The 17,122-nt window shown below is 35.1% G+C and carries 21 protein-coding genes; 16 read left to right on the top strand and 5 right to left on the bottom strand.

Annotation, left to right across the window (positions count from 1 at the left end):
* Window positions 1-146 precede the first annotated feature (146 nt).
* From C1634_RS21745 to C1634_RS21685, 13 genes are all read left to right on the top strand, one after another.
* Window positions 147-1,058, top strand: coding sequence for a DUF4349 domain-containing protein (locus C1634_RS21745; protein WP_103232345.1), 912 nt, complete (start codon window positions 147-149; stop codon window positions 1,056-1,058).
* A 156-nt stretch (window positions 1,059-1,214) separates the two neighbouring features.
* The gene (locus tag C1634_RS21740; RefSeq protein WP_103232344.1) at window positions 1,215-2,090 is read left to right on the top strand and encodes a TraB/GumN family protein; all 876 of its coding nucleotides are present in this window, start codon (window positions 1,215-1,217) and stop codon (window positions 2,088-2,090) included.
* Between the two features lie 99 nt (window positions 2,091-2,189).
* Complete coding sequence (locus C1634_RS21735; protein ID WP_394337111.1) at window positions 2,190-2,624, top strand: RNA polymerase sigma factor; 435 nt, start codon at window positions 2,190-2,192, stop codon at window positions 2,622-2,624.
* A complete protein-coding gene (locus tag C1634_RS21730; RefSeq protein WP_103232342.1) occupies window positions 2,614-3,219 on the top strand; it encodes a hypothetical protein in 606 nt (201 codons plus the stop codon). Before C1634_RS21735 ends, C1634_RS21730 begins: the two co-directional genes overlap by 11 nt.
* Before the next feature lie 202 nt (window positions 3,220-3,421).
* On the top strand, window positions 3,422-5,062 hold the full coding sequence (gene pgi, locus C1634_RS21725) for a glucose-6-phosphate isomerase (protein WP_109739119.1): 1,641 nt from the start codon (window positions 3,422-3,424) through the stop codon (window positions 5,060-5,062).
* Between the two features lie 23 nt (window positions 5,063-5,085).
* Entirely contained in the window at window positions 5,086-6,366 is a 1,281-nt protein-coding gene (locus C1634_RS21720) for an AAA family ATPase (RefSeq protein ID WP_109739118.1), read from the top strand.
* Complete coding sequence (locus C1634_RS21715; protein ID WP_103232233.1) at window positions 6,344-6,967, top strand: hypothetical protein; 624 nt, start codon at window positions 6,344-6,346, stop codon at window positions 6,965-6,967. The genes C1634_RS21720 and C1634_RS21715 overlap by 23 nt, the downstream gene beginning before the upstream one ends.
* A gap of 33 nt (window positions 6,968-7,000) precedes the next feature.
* A complete protein-coding gene (locus tag C1634_RS21710) occupies window positions 7,001-7,885 on the top strand; it encodes a bifunctional 5,10-methylenetetrahydrofolate dehydrogenase/5,10-methenyltetrahydrofolate cyclohydrolase (protein WP_103232232.1) in 885 nt (294 codons plus the stop codon).
* A gap of 7 nt (window positions 7,886-7,892) precedes the next feature.
* Window positions 7,893-8,522 (top strand): 7-carboxy-7-deazaguanine synthase QueE, encoded by a 630-nt coding sequence (locus C1634_RS21705; protein WP_103232231.1) that lies wholly within the window; start codon window positions 7,893-7,895, stop codon window positions 8,520-8,522.
* Between the two features lie 85 nt (window positions 8,523-8,607).
* Window positions 8,608-9,936 carry an exopolysaccharide biosynthesis polyprenyl glycosylphosphotransferase gene (locus C1634_RS21700; protein ID WP_228410132.1) on the top strand — a complete coding sequence of 443 codons (1,329 nt, stop codon included), beginning with the start codon at window positions 8,608-8,610 and terminating at the stop codon, window positions 9,934-9,936.
* 103 nt (window positions 9,937-10,039) lie between these two features.
* Window positions 10,040-10,792: an MlaE family ABC transporter permease gene (locus tag C1634_RS21695; protein ID WP_103232229.1), complete on the top strand. Its 753-nt coding sequence runs from the start codon at window positions 10,040-10,042 to the stop codon at window positions 10,790-10,792.
* Entirely contained in the window at window positions 10,792-11,607 is an 816-nt protein-coding gene (locus C1634_RS21690) for an ABC transporter ATP-binding protein (protein WP_103232228.1), read from the top strand. Before C1634_RS21695 ends, C1634_RS21690 begins: the two co-directional genes overlap by 1 nt.
* Entirely contained in the window at window positions 11,591-12,202 is a 612-nt protein-coding gene (locus C1634_RS21685; protein WP_103232227.1) for an outer membrane beta-barrel protein, read from the top strand. Before C1634_RS21690 ends, C1634_RS21685 begins: the two co-directional genes overlap by 17 nt.
* Window positions 12,203-12,237: 35 nt before the next feature.
* On the opposite strand, the gene C1634_RS21680 is transcribed toward C1634_RS21685, so the two are convergent.
* Window positions 12,238-12,549, bottom strand: a complete 312-nt coding sequence (locus C1634_RS21680; protein WP_103232226.1) for a hypothetical protein — start codon at window positions 12,547-12,549, stop codon at window positions 12,238-12,240.
* An 86-nt stretch (window positions 12,550-12,635) separates the two neighbouring features.
* Window positions 12,636-13,442 (bottom strand): M48 family metallopeptidase, encoded by an 807-nt coding sequence (locus tag C1634_RS21675; RefSeq protein ID WP_103232225.1) that lies wholly within the window; start codon window positions 13,440-13,442, stop codon window positions 12,636-12,638.
* A gap of 105 nt (window positions 13,443-13,547) precedes the next feature.
* Here C1634_RS21675 and C1634_RS21670 point away from each other — a divergent pair, with 105 nt between their 5' ends.
* Window positions 13,548-14,096, top strand: a complete 549-nt coding sequence (locus tag C1634_RS21670; protein ID WP_103232224.1) for a DUF4251 domain-containing protein — start codon at window positions 13,548-13,550, stop codon at window positions 14,094-14,096.
* On the opposite strand, the gene meaB is transcribed toward C1634_RS21670, so the two are convergent.
* On the bottom strand, window positions 14,093-15,085 hold the full coding sequence (meaB, locus tag C1634_RS21665) for a methylmalonyl Co-A mutase-associated GTPase MeaB (protein WP_103232223.1): 993 nt from the start codon (window positions 15,083-15,085) through the stop codon (window positions 14,093-14,095). The two genes, C1634_RS21670 and meaB, sit on opposite strands and share 4 nt — an antisense overlap.
* A 197-nt stretch (window positions 15,086-15,282) precedes the next feature.
* Here meaB and C1634_RS21660 point away from each other — a divergent pair, with 197 nt between their 5' ends.
* Both C1634_RS21660 and C1634_RS21655 read left to right on the top strand, forming a co-directional pair.
* Window positions 15,283-15,576, top strand: a complete 294-nt coding sequence (locus C1634_RS21660; protein WP_103232222.1) for a c-type cytochrome — start codon at window positions 15,283-15,285, stop codon at window positions 15,574-15,576.
* A 19-nt stretch (window positions 15,577-15,595) separates the two neighbouring features.
* Window positions 15,596-15,883, top strand: coding sequence for a cytochrome C (locus C1634_RS21655; RefSeq protein WP_103232221.1), 288 nt, complete (start codon window positions 15,596-15,598; stop codon window positions 15,881-15,883).
* Between the two features lie 47 nt (window positions 15,884-15,930).
* On the opposite strand, the gene C1634_RS21650 is transcribed toward C1634_RS21655, so the two are convergent.
* Together C1634_RS21650 and prfH are read right to left on the bottom strand one after the other, a co-directional pair.
* Window positions 15,931-16,437 (bottom strand): tetratricopeptide repeat protein, encoded by a 507-nt coding sequence (locus C1634_RS21650; RefSeq protein ID WP_103232234.1) that lies wholly within the window; start codon window positions 16,435-16,437, stop codon window positions 15,931-15,933.
* The gene (gene prfH, locus C1634_RS21645; RefSeq protein ID WP_109739117.1) at window positions 16,424-17,122 is read right to left on the bottom strand and encodes a peptide chain release factor H; all 699 of its coding nucleotides are present in this window, start codon (window positions 17,120-17,122) and stop codon (window positions 16,424-16,426) included. The genes C1634_RS21650 and prfH overlap by 14 nt, the downstream gene beginning before the upstream one ends.

Here is a 17,122-nt window from a genome sequence, read left to right as displayed (position 1 = left end):
AAGCCCAACTGTGTTTTACAAAGCGTTTAATTTCAACTCATTAAAACAGAATATTCCGTTTACAAGTTTTTTACTTTTGATTTTCAAGCGTTACAAAAGATCCTGACTGAACTTTGACTCAAGCAAAAACATTAAAAATAAACGCTATGAAAACCACTTACATTAAATTATCTCTATCTGCTGTTCTTTTATTAGGTATTTATTCATGTAAAAAAGGCGAAGTTTCTTCTACAGACCTTGAAGCCTATGCAACTACAGATTCAGCAACGGCAGTTGTATCAGACAGTATCTCATCTGTCGCAGATATGAAAGTAAAAGACAAACAGTTCATCAAGACTGCAGATGTGAATATGGAAGTAAAAGATGTGTACAATGCAACCATCGCTATTGAAAAATCGGTTCAGGAGCTTGGAGGATTTGTTACCAACAGTAATCTTCAAAGCAATGTGGTTTCTGAAAACACCTACAATACTTCTAATGAAGAAGCTATGCTGGTCAAAAAATACCAGACAGAAAATACAATGCAGGTGCGTATTCCGACTGAGAAATTAGGTGAACTTTTAATGTCAATTAATACGAATAAATTATTTCTTAATTCCAGATCCATTAATGCGGAAGATGTGACTGCCAACATCAAATATTCTGAACTTGAAGGGAAAAGAAATCAAAAAACCTCTGAAAATATCAGCAAGCTGAAAACCAATAAGGATAAAGTAAACTTAGATGATAAAAATATGTCTGAAGGAAATCTTCAAAAGCTGTCAAGTATGAATATGACAGACGATCTTAAATACAGCACCATTCAGATTTACATCAAAGAACCTCAATTGCGTATTGCAGAAATTGCGGTTACCAATACAACAAGCATTGATAATAAATATAAATACAATTTCATTTATGACGCCAAAGATGGCTTTGTTTATGGTTTCTACTTGATTCAGAAAATCATAGTGGCTCTTATCAACATCTGGCCGATCCTATTAATTGCAGCTGCTGTGATCTATTTCCTAAGAAAAAAAAGAATTTCAAAGCCTGAACAGCCAAAAATTCAAGAATAAAAAAATATTCCTAACCAATTGGTTATCATCATAATTTTAGATTTTACGACCTCCTTTTCCAGGAGGTTTTTATTTTTTTTGAAAAAAAACTGTAACGATTGTAACCCCTGCTTTACCTACTCTTTAAAATAATAAAAAATCAAAAAAATTAATAGTATGAAAAATTTAGTAAAACTTGGATTCGCAGCGTTATTATCAATAAGTACGATGACTGCAAAAGCACAGAAAGCAACTACCAGCAATGACAACAGCCTGCTTTGGGAAGTATCCGGGAATGGTCTCTCTAAGCCTTCTTATATTACCGGAACTTTTCATATCTTATGCAGTAAAGATTTTGAAATAAAATCCAAGGTATTGAAAGCGCTTGAGAAATCTGAAAATTTTGTCATGGAGATCAATTATACAGATCCTGCTGAAATAAAATCACTTCAAAAAATGTATCAGACAGATAAAAAAATATCAGATCAGCTTTCTCCGGATGAAGCCAAAGAGCTGAATACAATTCTGGCTGATTACGGGACGGATCTAAAAAGTATAGACTCATCAAGTCCACAAGCACTGTATGCTCTGCTTTCGACTAAAGCAATACCATGTCCCCAGACTGAAATAAAGCTCTATGAAATAGAACTTCTTCAAAAAGCAATAAAAGATAAAAAAACAGTCAGAGGACTTGAAAAGGTAGAGGATCAGATGAAGAGCATGAATGAAGCTTATAATCTGAAAAGCACCATCGCCCAGCTAAAAATGAGTAAGGAATATGAAATCCTTTTTAAACAGATGATAGAAGCTTTTAAAAAGGAAAATGTACAATTACTTTACAGTCTTTTTAAGGATGAAAGGTTTATGAATACTCAACAGGAAAAAGCAATGCTTACTGACAGAAATCAAAACTGGGTAAAAGCAATGCCTGAAATAATGAAAAACCAAAGTTCTTTATTTGCCGTGGGCGGATCTCATCTTATGGGCGAAAATGGCATCATCCCTCTTCTGCAGGCAAAAGGTTATACTGTAAAACCTGTATCAAGTTTATAATCATAACCAAACCATGAAACTATTGTGAGCAATCCAACTGAAACTGCTTTTTTAAAGCTTGTCAACCAGCACAAGGGTATTTTGTACAAAGCCTCGCGGATCTACGCGGATTCTGTAGAGGACCGGGAAGACTTGCAGCAGGAAATCCTTATCCAGCTTTGGAAATCCTATCAGACCTTCAAAGGGAACAGTGAGTTTTCTACCTGGATGTATCGGGTTGCCATCAATACTGCTATTACGTATTTAAAAAAAGAAAAGCAGAGATCCAATAACCACACAGATGCTCCTACTTATTTTGAAGTACAGCAGGAAGATTATAATCCCACTAAAGACAGGCAGCTGGAAATCTTCTACAGTGCCGTTCAGGAACTGAACTCCTTAGAAAAAGCAGTCATATTTTATTTCATGGAAGGGATGTCTCACAAAGAAATAGGGAATAATCTAGGACTCAGTGAAGGCAATGCCCGTGTAAAACTCAACAGAACAAAAGAAAAAATACAACAAATCATAAAAAAATCAGGCTATGAATTTTGATCAATTAAAAGAACAATGGAATAACGAAGGCGGCAGCGTTCATATTCCTGACACTATAGAACAACTAAAAGAAAGTAAACATCCTATAGAAAAGATTCAAAAGAGTATGAAAAAGGAATTTCCTGCACAGGTTCTTTCCATCATACTTATTGGACTCTTCCCGCTACTATTTCAATTTCCCTCTTCACAGTATGTCATTTATTATATATCTTACGCTGTATTGGTAGTAGTATCCTGTTATTATTTATTCGGATTTTATCAATTTTACAAACAAGCAGAACTTTATACCGGAAACACAAGAAACAGCCTGTGGAAGATCTATCACGAACTCAAGTTAAACATGGAGAGATACCAGTCTTTTGGTTTCTTGTTACTTCCCCATTTCTTAATAACCCTAGGTTTACTCGCTTTTAATCTATTGGAGAAAAAGGGGGAATCGCTAGCTGACATTACCGATAAACATCAATTATCACTCATTTTATTAGTATTGATAGGCGTTTTTGCCCTTGTAGTAAGTATTATCTTATGGACAAAATATATTTATGGGCCCAGTGCCAGACAATTGGAAAAGATCCTGAATGAAATGGAAGAATAGTTTAACTGCTTTTTATACACGCTAAAAATGAAGTCTCAGAGAATATCTGAGGCTTTGTTTTTTAAAAAATCGTTATTTCTCATCTTCAAATTTATCTGAGGTTTTATTTTTCCGTAAATTTGCAAATCAGAAATAAATCATTATAGATTGTCAGTAATTTTCATCTAATACATGATTTTCTGAAGTATAAAAATTCTGTACTATGCTATCAAAAATAAATCCAACACAAACTAATAGCTGGAAGGCACTTGACGAACACTTCGGTGGAAATGATTTTGATCTTAGAAGCCTTTTCCATTATAATCCGAAACGTTTTAGTGAGTTTTCCCTGCAAAAGGACAATTATCTTTTTGATTATTCTAAAAATCTAATCGATTCAAGAACGAAGGAGCTTTTATTACAATTGGCAGAAGAAAGCCAGTTAAAGGATGCCATTTCTAAAATGTTCTCCGGTGATAAAATAAATGAAACGGAAGGAAGAGCGGTTCTGCATACGGCATTAAGAGATTTCTCTGACCGTGAAATTCTTGTGGACGGAGAAAACATCAAACCAAATATTAAAAGAGTTCTTGACCACATGAAATCTTTTTCTGAGAAAATTATTTCAGGAGAGCACAAAGGTTTCAGCGGAAAAGAGATCACTGATGTTGTGAACATTGGTATTGGAGGCTCAGATCTGGGACCTGTAATGGTTTGTTCAGCTTTAAAGCATTTTAAAACAAGATTGGATGTTCACTTTGTTTCCAATGTGGACGGAAATCATATCGCAGAAGTGGTAAAAAACTTAAACCCTGAAACCACTTTATTCATCATTGCTTCCAAGACATTTACCACTCAGGAAACAATGACCAATGCGAATTCAGCTAAGGATTGGTTCCTAAAAGCTGGAAAACAGGAAGATGTTGCCAAACATTTCGTTGCGCTGTCTACTAATATTGAAGCCGTTAAAAAATTCGGAATTGCTGAGGAAAATATTTTTGAGTTCTGGGATTGGGTAGGCGGAAGATATTCACTTTGGAGTGCTATCGGATTAAGCATTGTTCTTTCTGTAGGATATGAAAACTTCGAACAGCTTTTAAAAGGAGCTTTTGATACTGACCAACACTTCCAGACTGCAGATTTCTCTGAAAACGTTCCTGTATTAATGGGACTTCTTGGGATCTGGTATCGTAATTTCTACGCAGCAACAACCTATGCAATCTTACCTTACTCTCAGTATTTGGACAGATTTGCGGCTTATCTTCAGCAGGGAGATATGGAAAGCAACGGAAAATGTGTAGACAGAAATGGTGAATTCGTAGAATATGAAACGGGGCCTATTATCTGGGGAGAGCCAGGTACAAACGGTCAGCACGCTTTCTACCAATTGATCCACCAAGGTACAGAATTGATCCCGGCAGATTTTATTGCCTATGCAAAAAGCCCGAACAAAGTTTCTGACCATCAGGATATATTATTAGCGAACTTTTTCGCTCAGACTGAAGCACTTGCCTTCGGAAAGCTGGAAGAGGAAGTTGAAGAAGAACTTAGAAATTCAGGAAAATCTGATGAAGAAATAGACAGATTGATCAATTTCAAGGTTTTCCACGGAAACACCCCTACCAACTCTATATTATTCAAGGAATTAACTCCTTTTTCATTAGGTCAGCTGATCGCTTTGTATGAACACAAAATTTTCGTTCAGGGCGTAATCTGGAATATTTTCAGCTTCGACCAGTTTGGAGTGGAATTAGGAAAAGTATTAGCCAGTAAAATCCTTCCTGAGCTTGAGAACAATGAGGCAATAAGTTCTCACGACAGCTCTACCAATGGATTGATTCAGTATTATAAGAAAAACAAGTAATTTTATAATTAAATTTGTTCTAAATGAAACTCAAAAAGCTTCATATCGAATCATTTCGACATTTGGAGAATCTAAAATTTGATTTTACCTATCCTGACGATTTTCACATTAAAGAAAAACGTGGAAAACCATTGGATAAAATTTGCATTATAGGTCAAAGTGCAACAGGTAAAACCGGGTTATTAGAGTTAATTAGATCGCGTTTTGAATATATTACTGAATATACATTTTTTGAAGAAATAAAAAAGAAAGACTTTTCAAACCATAATGATTATATACAGTTTCAAATAGAAGATGATAATAAAGACATTTATCATATTGAATTAGAAGATAAAATATTAAATCTTATTTATAACGAAAATAATAAAGAAAAAGGATTAGAAATATTAAAAACTATTTCATTTGATAGTTTAATTTCGATTGAAAGCAATATTGTTAACGATAAAAATACTGACTTTTTTGAAAAAGATTCTTTTGATGTTATTTCAAGATTTCAAAATATTGAATTAAATCATGGCTTTTCATATACAATACATGAAAACATTTGGTTCGAAGTATTAGAAGATGTTATTGATTATAGGAAAAAACAACTTAATTTATCTTCAAAGCTTACAAGCGGTGGGCAAATTTTTGATACCGCCATTACTGATATAATAAATGAGTTTAATGATGAGAATCCCAATCCTTTAATTACTTATTCAGAAAAATTTAATTCAATTTTAAAAAAAATAAATCTAGAAATTGATAGCACGAACACTAATAAAATAATTTCATTCAAACACTTACTTACAAAAGAAAACATCGATATATCCAAAGCAAGTACAGGAACTAAACAGCTATTATTCACTTATTTACCTTTATTGAAATTAGATACAGAAAATTCAATAATACTAATTGATGAACCAGAACGTTCTTTGTATCCTGATATTCAAATGGAACTTATGAATTTTTATAAGGATCTCGCACCTCGTGCTCAATTTATTGTTGCAACACATTCTCCATTTGTTGCAGCAGCTTTTGAACCTTCTGAAAGATTTATTTTATATTTTGATGAAAAAGGTAAAGTAAATGTTCGTGGTGGAATATCTCCTATCGGAGAAGATCCAAACGATATTATATACGAAGATTTTAATGTAAATTATTATAATAAAGACTATCAGGAAAAATTCAAGCGTTATTTAGAATTATTAGATAAATCTAAAAGTGAAATAAATAATGAACTCAAGAAAAAATATATTTTAGAAGCTTCAAAACTAGGGAACCTTTATAATTTTAATTTGGATGAAGAAGATCGTAAAATTTGATGATTCTAAAATTATCAGAGATTCATTGCAATATAATTGTAAGCCAGGAGGTAATAATAGTATTCTAGGTAATGCTTTACTAAAGGAACAAAAATCATTTTGTGCTTATTCAGAAGAATTCATTGATATTACATCAGATTCTAATGATATTGAACATTTTAATCCAGACTTAAAATGTACACCTCAAGATTCATATAAAAATTGGTTTAAAACTAAAAATAAAGTAAATTTTAAAAAACGTCTTAAGGAATTAGAATTTAATAAAAAAGGAATTTCTTTTAATGATGTTTTACATCCTTGTGAAAATGATTTTGAAGATAGATTGCAATATATTAAAGGAGAATATAGATTTAAAGAAAACACCGATGATACAAAACTTTCAAATTTGATAAATTTGCTTGATCTAAATTTACCTGAAAAAATAGAAAGAAGAAAACTATATATTAACCGCAAAAAAAGAGAAATCGAAAACTTTGGTCTTTCAAAGGAAGATTTTTTTAAAATGTTAATTTCTGATGATGTATCAGGAATTAAATATTTGAGAAGCATACAGGAAGAATTCAATCTCAATATTTGGGAAATGATTCCTGAAACAAACTAAGTAAAAGTAAATCTATAAAGTAAAAAAGTAAAAATGGCAGAAATTCTTGACGGACTTAAAGTATCCAAAGAAATAAAAGCAGAGATCAAGGTTGAAGTAGACAAGATTCTCGAAAGCAAAAGAAGAGCTCCACATTTGGTGGCTATTCTTGTAGGAAATAATGGAGCAAGCAAAGCCTATGTAAACTCTAAAGTGAAAGACTGTGAGGAAGTAGGATTTCAGTCCAGCTTAATTAAATTTCCTAGTACAGTTTCTGAATCTGAATTACTGGAAAAAATTGACGAGCTTAACAAATCTAAAGCAGTAGACGGATTTATCGTTCAGCTGCCTTTACCAGATCAGATAGATCAGGAAAAGATCATCAATGCTATTGACCCAAGAAAAGACGTGGATGGTTTTCACCCTGAAAATTTTGGAAAAATGGCTCTTGAAATGGATACATTCTTGCCAGCAACTCCTTTTGGGATTTTAACATTATTGGAAAGATATAATATTGAAACCAAAGGAAAAGACTGCGTAATTATCGGAAGAAGTAAAATTGTAGGAAGACCAATGAGTATCCTGATGGGAAGAAAAGATTTCCCTGGAAACTCTACTGTTACCCTTACACACTCCTACACAAAAGACATCGAAGAGTACACAAGAAAAGCAGACATTGTGATTACCGCTTTAGGAGATCCTCACTTCTTGAAAGGAGATATGATCAAGGAAGGAGCCGTAATTATTGACGTGGGTATTACAAGAGTAGATAACGACTCTCCGAAAGGATATTACCTTGCAGGTGACGTAGATTTTGACAGCTGTGCTGCAAAAGCAGGCTGGATTACACCGGTACCTGGAGGTGTAGGCCCAATGACAAGAGCAATGTTGATGAAAAATACCATCATCGCTTACAAAACTTCGGTCTATAACGACTAATTTTAAAATGAATAAAGAAGAAGATATTTTATTAAAAGAAGGTAAAATGCTCCCCGTAATGGAGCATTTTTACACTTTACAGGGAGAAGGAGCACACACGGGAAAAGCTTCTTATTTTATCAGACTTGGAGGCTGCGATGTCGGCTGTCACTGGTGCGATGTAAAAGAAAGCTGGGATCCGAAACTCCACCCTTTGATGAATGCAGTAGAAATTGCAGAAATGGCTGCCAAACATTGTAAAACAATTGTTTTAACGGGTGGTGAACCATTAATGTGGAATTTAGAAATATTGACCTCCAGGCTAAAAGAACTGGGGTGCACAGTACATATCGAAACTTCAGGAGCTTATCCTATGAGCGGGCACCTTGACTGGATTACGCTTTCTCCAAAGAAAACAGGATTACCTAAAGAAGAGATCTATCAAAAGGCCAATGAGCTTAAAATGATCATTTTCAATCAACATGACTTTACCTTCGCGCAGGAGCAGGCTTCAAAAGTTTCTGAAAACTGCAGGCTTTATCTTCAAAGCGAATGGAGCAAGAGAGATGACATGTATCCTAAGATCACAGACTTCATCCTGGAACATCCGGAATGGCAGGCTTCAGTTCAGACTCATAAATATCTGAATATCCCTTAAAAAAGCTTAAATTAGCTGGTCTTATAAGCTATAATTCCGTTAGATGCAGAGAATTCGATACTCTAGATACTTGAAATCGATCATTATGTTGCTTGACCTCATGGTTATTGCATCTATTTTCATATTCTTTTTTATAAGCAGAAACGAAAGTTTAAAATACCATAAAGAAACCTGGTATCAAAATATTTTTTCTCTGATTCTGTTGTTTTTGTTCTGGGTACTTCTGAGTGGTAGAACAAAAATATACAACATTCCGAGAAACCTTACGTATACCTTGTTTCTTGAACGCCTCTTAATCCATTTCCTCTTTTTTATACTTGGCGTTCTGCTTATAGGGAAGGTAAGTAATAATGCATTTTTCAATTCGGATATTTACTGGCTTTCATTTTATCTTTTTATTTTCATCTTCCTGACAAAGTCATTGATCTATTTTGCGATCAAATATTTACGATCTCTGGGAGCCAATTACAGAAATGTAATGTTTTTAGGAGATCATCAGTCTACAGATATCCTGAAGAATATCTTTATGGACCGTAAAGACTATGGATACAGGATATTTGAATACGAAAGTTCTGATATCATCATTAGTGAACTGGTTACTTTCTGGAAAAAGAACGGGATTCACACCTTGTTTTTATCCATGGAAAACTCTTACGATGAAAAGATGGAGAATGAGATTTTCAAACTGGCGGAGGATAATAAGATTCATATTTCATTGATTCCGAGTATCACGCAAAGCGATTTTTTTCTGTATGATCTTGGATATATACAAACTCAGCCGGTCCTTAATCAGGCAAGATATCCGTTAGATTATTATTCCAATTTTCTAATGAAAAGAACTTTTGATATTTTCTTTTCTATCCTGATATTGACTTTGATCTGTTCCTGGGTATTTCCCATTATTGCTATTCTTATTAAAGCGACTTCAAAAGGTCCGGTCTTTTTCCTTCAGAAAAGATATGGTTTTCATGAAGAGGTTTTCAATTGTATCAAATTCAGAACGATGATTGTGAATGATGAGTCTGCAACCAAAACAACCTCTGTAAATGATTCCAGAATTACCAAAGTAGGTAAATTTTTAAGAAAAACCAGCCTTGATGAGCTACCACAGTTCATTAATGTATTGAAAGGTGAGATGTCTGTCGTAGGGCCAAGGCCGCATATGCTTTCAGTAGACAATTATTATAAACCAAAAATCGGAAGATATAGCCTAAGGAGCATGGTAAATCCGGGAATTACAGGATTAGCACAGGTGAATGGATTGCGTGGTGATTTTGGAGACGTGGAAGTAGAAATGAAAAAAAGAGTTCTGGCTGATGCTTTCTATGTAAGAAACTGGAGCTTTGTACTTGATCTGGTCATTATTTTAAAAACTGTTTTATTGGTTATAGGAGGTGATAAAAATGCCAAATAAAGATCAGAATAAGGTAAATATTGAAATAATTTTAACACAAAACTAAGCTTTAGTCTTATTCTCGACTCTAGCCCAATTAAATAAAAAAGTCTAATTTAGCAGTATGTTAAAAAAGTTTTTCACAGCAGTAGGGGAATACATGATCCTCTTGGGAAAATCCCTGCAGAAACCTCAGAAAATGAGAGTTTTCTGGAAGCTGTTCATGAGAGAAATTAATGATTTGGGAGTGAATTCTTTCGGACTTGTCATCTTCACATCCATCTTCGTGGGGGCAGTAGTTGCTATTCAAATGTTCAACAACTTTGATTCTTCTTCATTTCCTATTCCACCTGCATTTGTAGGATATGCTACGAAAGCGGTATTGGTTTTGGAATTCGCACCTACGATTATCAGTCTGATCTTAGCAGGTAAAGTAGGATCATATATTGCATCCAGTATCGGAACGATGAGAGTTTCCGAGCAGATTGATGCTTTGGATATTATGGGAGTAAATTCACCCAATTTTCTGATCCTTCCGAAAATTATCGCATGTATGCTTTTTAATCCTCTTCTTATCGCCATCAGTATCGTATTCGGTATCGGAGGTGGTTATATTGCAGGGATATTAACAGGAAACTGGACCGAAAACGACTATATCGTTGGTATTCAAATGTATATGCCCAATTTATTTGTTTACTATGCATTTACCAAAACAACCGTTTTTGCTTTTATCATTGCTACTGTACCGTCTTATTTCGGATACAATGTAAAAGGAGGGTCTTTGGAAGTAGGTAGAGCCAGTACACAGGCAGTGGTATGGACAATGGTATTTATTATCATTTCCGAATTAATTTTAACCCAATTAATATTAAGCTAATGATTGAGGTAAAAGATCTTAAGAAAAGTTTTGATGATGTTGAAGTACTGAAGGGAATTTCAACTTCATTTGATAAAGGAAAAGTAAACTTAATTATTGGGCAGAGTGGTTCCGGGAAAACCGTTTTTCTAAAAAGTCTGTTGAATGTGTATATGCCATCTTCAGGAGAAATTTTATTTGACGGCCGCAATGTAAATACCATGAACAGAGATGAAAAACAGCATCTTCGTGCAGAAATCGGAACAGTATTTCAGGGAAGTGCATTATTTGATTCCCTTACTGTGGAAGAGAATATTATGTTCCCTCTTGATATGTTTACCAATCTTACCTACAAAGAGAAAAAGAAAAGAGTTTTTGAGGTAATCGGAAGAGTACACCTTGATAAAGCTGATAGAAAATATCCTTCTGAGATTTCAGGAGGGATGCAGAAAAGGGTTGCCATTGCCAGAGCCATTGTCAACAATCCTAAATACTTATTCTGTGATGAGCCCAATTCCGGACTCGATCCGTATACTTCAAAGATCATCGATGATCTTCTTTATGAAATCACAAAAGAGTATAACACGACTACCATTATCAATACTCACGATATGAACTCTGTGATGACAATTGGCGAGAAAATTGTATACCTTCGATTGGGAATCAAAGAATGGGAAGGGAACAAAGACATTCTGATTACTGCAGGCAATAAAAATCTGATTGATTTCGTTTATTCTTCAGAACTGTTTAAAGAGCTGAGAGAATATTTACTTGAGAATAATAAAACGATTGAAAATACAAATACAAAAATAGACGATAATGAAAAAGGTACTTAGTATAGCGTTATTAGGGTTTTCAATGTGGGCTTCTGCGCAGATTTCTCTGGCAGGTAAGGCTAACTTAATTTTTCCTACAGGCTCACCTTCATGGTCCAACATTAAAGGAACAGTGAATGATGCCATTGATGGAACAGGTAAAAATAATGTAGGTTTCAATGTGGGACTTTCATTAAAAGTGGGTCTTCCTACTTCACTGTTTGTGATGCCGGAAATCTATTATACTCATTTCAAAAACGAGTTTACGACACAGAACACTACTTTTGATGTTAAAAGCAACCGTATAGATGTACCCGTTCTTTTGGGATACAATCTTTTAGGAAATATGCTGGGTGTTTTCGTTGGACCTGTCGGAAGTTTCAACTTAAACAAAGACAATACCTACAACGATTTTAAAGAAAATGCTAAAAATGATTTTACAGTAGGGTACCAATTTGGTGCTCAGCTTGAAATCAAAAAGTTTCTTGTAAATGCAAGATATGAAGGTGCTTTCAGTAAGGATGAGAGAAACTTTATCAACAAGGTTTCCGGTTCGGAAATCAGATATGATAACAGACCTAACTTGTTTATGGTAGGTTTAGGATATAAATTCTAATCAAATATCGAAAATAATAACTTTAAACCCTCAAATTAAATTTGAGGGTTTTTATTTTGATCTTCAAGTTCAGCCTGACGCTTTGCAATTTCTGCAGCCTGTTTCTCAAGCTCTTCTTTGTCTTTCTGCAGCTGCTTGAATTCTTTTTTCTTCTGTTCCGCTTTGATAGCGCTTCCCTTACTTAAATACCCTACCATTCCTCCAATGATAAGTCCTATCCCAACTCCTGCCATCACTCCCATAATGTGAGAGATTTTTATTTGTTCTACGGCAAAATCAGTTGTTAGATAGAAAAGTAATGCAGAAACAGCCAAAAGTATAAGTCCGGTAATTGATAAACTCTTCATAATATTGTGTTTAGGTGGTTGTATAAAAAAGCCTTACCAAATTTACTAAAAATTTAATAAGGCCTTACTCAAGATTAAAATTCTAATTATATTTTTCCTCCCGCAGCCTTATAGTATTCTAATGCTTTCGGAAGATCCTTATTAATATCTGAAATTCTTGTTTCCGGGTTCGGGTGGGTAGATAAGAACTCAGGTTGTCTTGATCCTGTAGATGCTGCCTCCATTCTGTTCCAGAAAGGAATTGCTGCTCTCGGATCATATCCTGCCATAGACATCAGGTAAAGCCCCATTTCATCAGCTTCAGATTCCTGACCTCTTCCGTATTTCAATAAAGCAACCTGTGAGCCGATAGGATATACCTTCTGGAAAACACTTGCCCATTGTGAATTTGAGATCGTTCCTCCCAGGATAGCCCCTCCGTACTGAGCAACCATTGCCTGAGAAATTCGTTCGTTTCCATGTCCTGCCAATGCGTGAGAAACCTCATGTCCCAATACTACGGCAAGACCATTATCGTCTTTGGTAACCGGTAATATTCCGGTGTATACAGCGACTTTACCACCAGGCATACACCAGGCATTCAGCTCACTGCTCTGCAAAAGATTGAATTCCCAGCTGTAAGTAGCAAGATCTGCTGATCTTCCTATACTCTGATAATATCTTTCTGCTGCGCTCTTGATTCTACTTCCTACATTTACCACTCTCTTTGCATCTGCTGTACCGGTAATCACTTTACCTTTAGACAATGTCGTTCTGTATTCCTGTGAAGACATTGTTAAAATTTCCGAATTGTTGGCCAGCTGTAAAGAAGACCTTCCTGTAATCGGGTTTGTAGTACAGGCAGCAGCCAACAGAGCAACAGCTCCCATTCCAAATAGATGTGTAACTTTCATAGTTTGAGTGTTAATAATTCAACCTTTACAATTTTTATTCCAAAATATTTCAGAAAGAATATATTTGCATACATTTTGCTATTTAAATGTAATAATTATTTCATTATGAAAAAGTATATTTCTTTACTGAGTATTTTTGGATTTCTGTTCTTTTTTCAAAGTTGTGCATCACAGGGTTCATTAGATCCGAAAATAGTGAACACTTTGGTAGATTCTCAGGAGTTTACGTTCCATGCGGAAAGAGCCAATCCTACGAATTATGATGTTATCAATGTCATGAATTCTATGCCTAATGCCACTGCAACAAGATTGCTTAATCTGAATGGAGATTATACGATTGATGTAACTAAAAATACACTGGACGTAGTATTACCTTATTTCGGAAGGGTATTCAACCCAAGCTATGGAAATGCAGGTGACAACAGCTACAGATTCACTTCAAAAGATTTTACTGTCAATAAAACTCAGAATAAAAAAGGAACCTGGACATTAAAGTTCAAGCCTAAGGATGTAAGAACCGTAGATGAAGTCAATATTGAGATCTTTAAAAACGGTAAAGCTTTCGTTTCTATGAGAAGTAACGACAGACAACCCATTACTTATGACGGATATGTTTCTAAAACTGAGGTAAAACAGGAAAAAGAGAAACCTTAATCCCTGTTTTCGTTAGATAAAAATTTCTCTACAAATAATTTTGCTTCAGTACTTGGATTGGAAACCATAGCTGAAGCATTTTTTTTGTGCATGTGGTAAGCTTCTTCCACAGCGTTGCTCTTTTTCATCAGGGACAAAATATATTCCTGAACCCAATATTCAAAGCGTTTTTCGGCCTGCTGAACACGAATTTCCTCAAAACGTCCTGTTTTCTTTTTCAGATCAATAAATTCAAAGATTTTATCATAGACATCCTGCAATCCTTCATTATACAGGGCTGAACCCAATAAAACAGGGATCTTCCATCCTTTTTCTTTAGGAGGAATAAAATCCAGTGCTCTTTTTAATTCCAGTCTTGTATTTTTTGCTTTCTGAAGATTGTCCTTCTCTACCTTATTGATGAAAATGAGGTCTACCATTTCCATGATCCCGCGTTTTATTCCCTGCAGTTCATCTCCTCCTCCAATGATTTTAAGGAATAAAAAAACATCAGTAATATCTGCTACAAGAACTTCTGACTGCCCCACTCCCACTGTTTCAATCAAAATATAATCATAACCTGCGGCTTCACAGATCATCATCGTTTCAAAAGTAGTATTGGCTACTCCACCCAGAAAACCTGAGCTTGGGGAAGGACGTATGAACGCATTTTCTTCTTTGGCCAGTTCTTCCATCCTGGTTTTATCACCTAAAATACTTCCTTTGTTGATCGCAGAACTCGGATCGATAGCTAAAACCGCAACTTTTTTGCCCTGAGCTATAACCAAGCGACCGAAGTTTTCTATAAAGGTGGATTTTCCAGCTCCAGGAACTCCCGTTACCCCTACCCTCAAGGAGTTTCCGGTAAAGGGCATGATCTTCTTTAAAAGTTCTTCTGCTTGTTGTCTGTGTTCTGCTTTTTTACTTTCAACCAATGTAATAGCTTTTGCAATCAGGCGTTTGTTTCCTGACTGTATTCCTTCTATTAGCTCTTCTGTAGAAAATTTCATTAATTCAAAATTAATAATTAAAATGCGAATGGTCAATAGCCTGCTCATAATGATAAGCAAAAGATTTACATTGACTTTATTTACAATTATCAATTTCTCATCAATTCAATTTTTATTTCTTCTAAATTAAAACTACAAAGCCCTGTATCAACGGGTTAAGGAATTTATTACATTTGTTATATATCAAAAAAAGAAACATGAAAAAACTCATCGCTGCGGCTTCGTTTACTGCTATCTTGCTGGTTTCCTGTACGCCAAAAGCCACTACATCTGCTGCTACTGCAGGAACTTCAACATCTACTGCAGAACAGATTGCTCAAGGGAAAACTATTTTTGAAAACTCTTGTGGAAGATGCCATAAACTCCCCGATCCTGCTTCACACAATCCTGTGCAATGGGTAGGTATTATGAATTCTATGGCTCCAAAAGCAAAACTAACGGATGAACAGCATCAATGGGTTTATGATTATATTGTTTCTGTGAAGAAGTAATCATCAAACAAAAATAGGTATGAAAAAACTCATCTTAAGCGGTATCGCAGCATCCGTATTTCTGGTATCCTGCGGACCAAAAAGTGTGGCCGTAACAGGGCCAAAGTATACCTCATCTGAGCAATTGACACAAGGAAAAACCATTTTTGAGAACTCCTGTACAAAATGTCATAAGCTTCCAGAACCTACCAAGCATGACAACCAGGGATGGATCAATACGTTAAGCAGAATGGCTCCCAAGGCTAAACTGACTGATGACCAACATCAAATGGTGTATGATTATCTGATCTCTGTTAATAAAAAATAAGCTTTCTAACGAAAGCTTATTTCTTTTAAGTATAAGTCAAAATAAGATTATTCTGCCTTTTTTACGGTTCTTGTTCTGGTAACCTTTCCTTTGACAAACTTTTCTCTGTCTTCAATGACTTCAAGCGCAGTGCGGCTGTAGGCAAACTTTTTGGCTTCTTTAAGAGTTCCTAAAGCTTGTTTGTACTCAAAGTTTCTTTCCTGCAAAAGAGACAGACCGTTCAGAATTTCAGACTTATCGATTCCTTTTATCTTTAAAGCAAATTCAATTAACTTTTCTGCTTCCTTGTAATCTTCATTATTCAAAAGACATTCGATATAATACTTGGGAGTATTGATATTCCCGATGTTGTTCTGCATGGCTTCATCAAAGTATCTCTTTGCAGTTTCGTAGTCTTTCAATTCCTCCGAATATACTCTTCCCATCAGGCAAAGGCTGTCTGCATCTTCAGGTTCATAAGACAAGGCATAGTTCAGCGCATCCATACATTCGGAAAGATTGAATGGAAAATAATCTAATGCTTCAAAATAATATTTACTCTTAGTTAAGGTCATTTTTGTAGTTTTTAAGGTCATTTTTCAAGGCATTCCTTTGTTTTTTGAATGTCTTGTCTTCGTAATTCTTTTTAAAATCTGTACCTGAAAATGTACGAACCGGATTTCCGCGTTCTATCTGCATCTGAAGAGACCAGGTTTCTTTCAGCTTTCTTTCCAGTTGCTGAATATAAACCGCCATTACTTTTTCTTTTAATCTGATAACGGATAGTTTTTTATTTTCCAGCTGCGAACGGGAGTCCTGCACAAAAACAGTTTCTCTGGTAGGAATATGGGTGGCACGCACAGCGGTATTCACCTTGTTTACATTTTGTCCTCCACTTCCCTGGCTTCTGGCGGTTTGGAAACGAATATCTTTTTCATTGAAATCAATCATTTTTAGATTTTCAAGTTCAAAAATCCCGATAAACCAGTTGCTTCTTTTATGCAGTTTTCTGAATGTACTTTTTCCTATCCAGCAAACGCTTCCTAACCAGTTTTTTAAAAACAGAGTTACTCCTCCGCCTTTTAGAAGCACCGTCACCGATTTCAGTGTCAGGTTTTCATCACCATTCTCACGATGAATGATTTCGTATTCTATTGTATTTTGTTTTGCCTCTTCAAGAAAGGTCTTCAGAACCTTGGCTGCTACCCACTGGCATTCTAAAGGACCTCTTCCCGAAGTGATCTGTATTAATTTTTCCAT

This window comes from Chryseobacterium viscerum (assembly GCF_002899945.2).
In the GTDB taxonomy this organism is placed as follows: domain Bacteria; phylum Bacteroidota; class Bacteroidia; order Flavobacteriales; family Weeksellaceae; genus Chryseobacterium; species Chryseobacterium viscerum.
Note: the sequence above shows the minus strand (reverse complement) of the source record. Positions and strands in the feature narration are given on the sequence as shown.